The organism is Sphingosinicella sp. (assembly GCF_052387495.1).
Lineage (GTDB): Bacteria > Pseudomonadota > Alphaproteobacteria > Sphingomonadales > Sphingomonadaceae > Allosphingosinicella.
On the sequence record NZ_JBQTJC010000052.1, the window covers coordinates 1 to 4,627 of the forward strand.

Annotated in this window: 4 protein-coding genes; 2 read left to right on the top strand and 2 right to left on the bottom strand. The window is 64.2% G+C overall.

The genetic code is table 11. The features are described 5' to 3' along the window. The first annotated feature begins 645 nt into the window (after positions 1 to 645). A complete protein-coding gene (locus ACT4N8_RS02985; RefSeq protein WP_444856653.1) occupies positions 646 to 864 on the top strand; it encodes a hypothetical protein in 219 nt (72 codons plus the stop codon). A gap of 149 nt (positions 865 to 1,013) precedes the next feature. Here ACT4N8_RS02985 and ACT4N8_RS02990 read toward each other — a convergent pair whose 3' ends face one another. Together ACT4N8_RS02990 and ACT4N8_RS02995 are read right to left on the bottom strand one after the other, a co-directional pair. After that, the gene (locus ACT4N8_RS02990) at positions 1,014 to 1,427 is read right to left on the bottom strand and encodes a PilZ domain-containing protein (RefSeq protein ID WP_444856654.1); all 414 of its coding nucleotides are present in this window, start codon (positions 1,425 to 1,427) and stop codon (positions 1,014 to 1,016) included. Between the two features lie 388 nt (positions 1,428 to 1,815). Next, complete coding sequence (locus ACT4N8_RS02995) at positions 1,816 to 2,970, bottom strand: acyl-CoA dehydrogenase family protein (RefSeq protein WP_444856655.1); 1,155 nt, start codon at positions 2,968 to 2,970, stop codon at positions 1,816 to 1,818. 98 nt (positions 2,971 to 3,068) lie between these two features. On the opposite strand from ACT4N8_RS02995, the gene ACT4N8_RS03000 reads away from it, so the two are divergent. Next, a complete protein-coding gene (locus ACT4N8_RS03000) occupies positions 3,069 to 3,980 on the top strand; it encodes a LysR substrate-binding domain-containing protein (protein ID WP_444856656.1) in 912 nt (303 codons plus the stop codon). The last annotated feature ends 647 nt before the right edge of the window (positions 3,981 to 4,627 follow it).

Sequence of the window (4,627 nt, forward strand, 5' to 3'; positions counted from 1 at the left end):
AGTGTCGGAGAAATTGACAAAGAAAGGGTGAAGACCCTTCGACACGGGCCCTCGACAGGCTCGGTCCCTGCTCAGGATGAGCGGTGGGTGTCCTGAGCTAATCCAGCGTCATGGCGGGCCACCGACCGCTCACCGTGTTGCGCAAATGGGAGGCGGGGTTTTCCACAACACCCGAAACGGGCGTTTTCCACACCCGATGGCCGCCGCCCAAGTGTCTGAGCTACATTTTCTGTGCCTGCGGTGCCGCTTCTGGAGCAGCTTCGGCAAGGCTCACGAGAGGCAGCGGAGGCTTTTCGACCCATTGCGGACGTTCGGCCGATGTCCGGTTTGCGCCCATCCCAGTCGCTTAGCGATTAACTGAAGCGGGCCGAAAGCGGACCCCAATCTTCACGCGAAGGGGATGGTGGGCGCGGCCGGGGTTTCACCTGCATCCTGCCGTAATCTGCGGCCCGCTCTAATTGAGCTACGCGCCCATCACCAGTCTAGCTCGTGGCGGCGAGCGCACAATGATCCCAATCTAGGCTCGCGGACTCGCGGCAAAGAGCGTGTCAAATCGGGACGAGATACCGGTAAACTACTGTATGCCGGTTCAAGCTTATGGTTAACTGCCCTCGCGCGACTCGCGCTAACTCAAGGAGAGAGATGATGAAAAAGCTAGCCGTTATCGGCCTGGTGGCGATTTCGAGCGCAGCCTGGGCGGCTCCGGTGGTGAGCGACAATGCCAGCTCCAACGCCTGCTTCGGGCAGGCGCGGGCCTTCTATGTCCATCTTCTCGGCGGCCGGACGTGGGGCGACATCGCCTCCGACCGTGCCGGATCGAACGCGGCCCTAAACCGCGACTATCGGGATTCCTGCCGGGGCTAGGACCGCTCCGGGCCTAATACCGATCGGGGTCGCGCCCGGGTCTGTCCGGTCGCGACGCCGATCGTCCGCCTAAACCCTCAATCGTTCCGGCCTTCCCGTGCTTTGCGGGTCCATCGGCTGACCAGCGAGGGCAGCAGCTCCTGGGGGGCTCAGCCTGGAGCCCATATCTGCGCGAGCCTTCGTTCTTCCGCTCGGCTGAGGGCGCGCATCGGTTCGGGGCGGAACGCTTCGGGCACGGCCTCGACGGTGGCCGGCGCCGCACCGGAAGCCGCCGCAATCAGCGCTTCGGGTGGAGTGGCTTCGAGGAACTCCAGCCCGACGCTCTTCCCCCGCATCCAGCGGACGCGGGCAGGCAAGGAAATTCCGCCCCGGGTCAGCGTGAGCGTCTCGCCGACGTTCAGTGCGATCGGGCAATCCAGCCGTGCGCCGCGGTTCGACAGGTCGCGCAGCTTCGCGGTCGTATCCCCGAAATCGCCGAAGAGCTGAACGAGGATGAATACGTTCTTGCGCGGAGCGCGCCTTTGCCGGTCGGCAGGCATGGCTGAGTGTTCGAGGTCGCTCATTTCAGTTCCTGGGCACCCGTAAGCCCTCCGGGTTAAGGGTGCGCTAATCGGCTGCGTCTCGTGGCCGCACGGGCACTGGGAGGCAGCCCGGATGGTCCTCGACGGTCTAATCGGTGGGCGGTGAGCCTTACAGCTGCCGCGTTCGGATGCGGTGACTGCGCGCGCCTGCGGATCGACCCGGTAGCGTTGAGGGCGATGGCTCACGTTGTCCGATGGCCGGCCGAAGCTCGATCGAATCGAAGTGCGCTCGGTTAGATCGCAGACCAGCTCGAACGGTGCGGATTGGGGGAACGCGCCCGACGAAGGCAGACAGGCGAGTAGAACGGAGGCAAAGGCTATACCTGATCGAGAAACAGGGGCGCACGCGAGGATAGGCGCGCCATGATAATTAGAATGCTGCGCCGCTGATATCGCCGCCGAGCGCGTAGCGACCACCGATCACAAACTGCTCAGCGCTCATGGCGATGTGCTTGGCGGCTGCGCGAACGTCGCGTTCGCGCCTCTCGAACGGCTGGGCCTCGGCAAGGGCGCGGGCTCCGATCAGATCGTTCACCCGTAGGACGACGCCCACGGCGACTTCAGCGGCGTGAGAACAGGCAAGTCGGTAATCAATCCGGGCCGCCACGAGATCAGAGCCCTCGCCTTCCACGGTCGCGCATAAGGCCGACATGGCTGACCGCATGTAGGCGTCGGCCGCCCGGCATCGCGCGAGGCAGCGTCCGATCTCTGCCTGAGCCAGTTCGCGTTCTGCGAGAGGGACGGTCATGCCCTGGCGCCGGTGACCGGAGCTTGACGAGACGAGCGCGTCAATTGCGCCTTTCGCGATACCGAGCGGCACTGTGGCGACTGTCCAGACAAATGCGGAAATTCCCGGAAGGCGATAGACAACACCAGCGTGGGTAGGAATTGGCTGAAAGTCGCAAACGAATTCGGCTGGCAGGGACGCGTCGTGGGCCTCGAAGTCCCAGCTTCCTGTGCCTTTCATCCCTGAGACGTGCCAATTGTCGATCAGATTGACCGCCTCGCGGGGCAGGAACGCAAGGACGATCCGCCCACTGCCGTCGTCGACCTCGCACAGCGGGGCAAAGGTCGTGGCGTGGGGCGCGCCGCTGCCAAAGGTCCAGCGGCCGGTGATGCGGTATCGACCCTCGGCTGGGACCGCCTTGCCGATCGCTGCGGTACTGGAGGCGACGAAGGCGGACTGCTTGCCGAATACCTCCTTCGCGGCGTCCAGCGGCAGGTAGCCGCCGGCACGCGACATGCCGCCCCCATTTCCGACGAGCCAGCCGATGGTCCCGTCGAACGCCGCAGCGTGCTCCACCACGGTCATGAAGTCGAGAGGGGAGAGCCCGCATCCGCCCAGTTGAGCTGGAAGGAGAAGTCGGAAGAACCCCGCTTTGCTCAAGGCATCAAAGGCCTCGTCCGATACTCTCCGATCCGCGTCGAAGCGGCAGGACTGCTCTGTCAGAAGAGGTCGGATCCGTTCGAACCGTTCGATCATGGTCGCGGCGGTTGATGCCGATTGTCCGTCCTGCATGGTCATCTCCCTCACGAAAGCTGGAATGGTCGGCTTCGACGAGATGCGGGGCAACAGCAAAAAATTCGGGGCAAGATGAGCACAATTCATCTAGAAATCGACGAATGCACAGCCTTCCGCCCTTGCGACAGCTCCAGGCCTTCGAAGCCGCGGCGCGCCTCCTGAGCTTCGGGAAGGCGGCCGCGGAACTGTCCGTCACGCCCACCGCGGTCAGCCACCAGATACGGCTGCTGGAACGTCATTGCGGCCAGCCCCTTTTTCACCGCCAGCCGCGGCCCCTGCACCTCACCACCGCGGGCGCACAGCTTCTGCCGGTCGTCCGGGATGCTTTTGTGTCCATCGCGGACGAGCTTGCCCGCCTTATTCCCGGCAACCCGATCGGCCATCTTCGGGTGACGGCGACCAGCGCCTTTGCGGCACGCTGGCTGCTGCCGCGGCTGGGAAGCTGGCGGGAGGAAGCGCCGGGATCGATGCTCGACCTCGTCGGAACCGATGCGGTCCTCGACCTGCGCACGGGCGAAGTTGACGTTGCGATCCGTTATGCACGTCGTCCCCCGACAGACGGAGTCGCGGTGGAGCTACTTCGCGATACCTTCCACGTCGTTATGGCGCCGTCGATGTTGCAGGGAGGCATCGACATGATCGAGCCTCAGACAATCCTCGATCTGCCACGTGTCGAAGTCGGCTGGCCCCTGACCGACGTCGATGCGCCCACTTGGCGTAACTGGGAAACTGCGGCCCGCGCGGCAGGCCACCGGATCAGCGGCACCGTCCGGCCACCGCAACTGAGATTCCATGAAGAGCACCACGGGATCGACGCGGTATTGGCCGGACAGGGTCTTGGGCTGTGTAGTGACGTGCTCGTTGCACGGGAACTGCACGATGGCCGCCTGCTGCAAGTCAGCGATATCGTTCTGCCCGGCTACGGCTTCTACTTTGTCTATCGCGGCGAGCACCCGAGGCGCAGGGCGTTGGAAGCCCTGCTTCGCTGGATGCAGCGACAAGCATCCGCCTGAAACCGTTTGACAAACGCGCGCATGCGCCGGCTACCATGCGCAGGTTGAAGGAGCCGCTGTCGCCGGCGTCGACCCCGACCTGCCAGAGCCGCAGCAGCCAGCCGGCCTCGGCCGCGAGCAGCAGGATGACGAAGTCGATCGTCCCCAGCAGCAGCACCGCATAAGAGAGATAATGCTTGAACAGCCGGATCACGGGCGCGCGCGCCCGGCTGCCGCGGAAAGTGTAAGGCCGTCCGACATGCCGAACAGTGTCGGAGAAATTGACAAATAAAGGGTGAAGAGCGCGGCTTTCCGCGGGTCAGGCGCCGCGCGCCGCGGCGTTGCGCAAATGGGAGGCGGGGTTTTCCACAACACCCGAAACGGGCGTTTTCCACACCCGATGGCTGCCGATCACACGCCTGAGCTACATTTCCTGTGCCTGCGGTGCCGCCTCTCGAGCAGCTTCGGCAAGGCTCAGGAGAGGCAGCCTGTGCTTTTGACCCGTTGCGGACTTTGGGTAGGCGTGAGAGCATCGGACATGCGCCCGCTTCTTCTCTCGTCATTTGCTGCTGCGTTTCTGGTCTGCTGTTCTTCTTCGGCGATTGAGCAGCGCGCCACGCTGTGCATTGAGCGGCCCGAGCAGCATGGGCGGCTGAACATCATTCCCG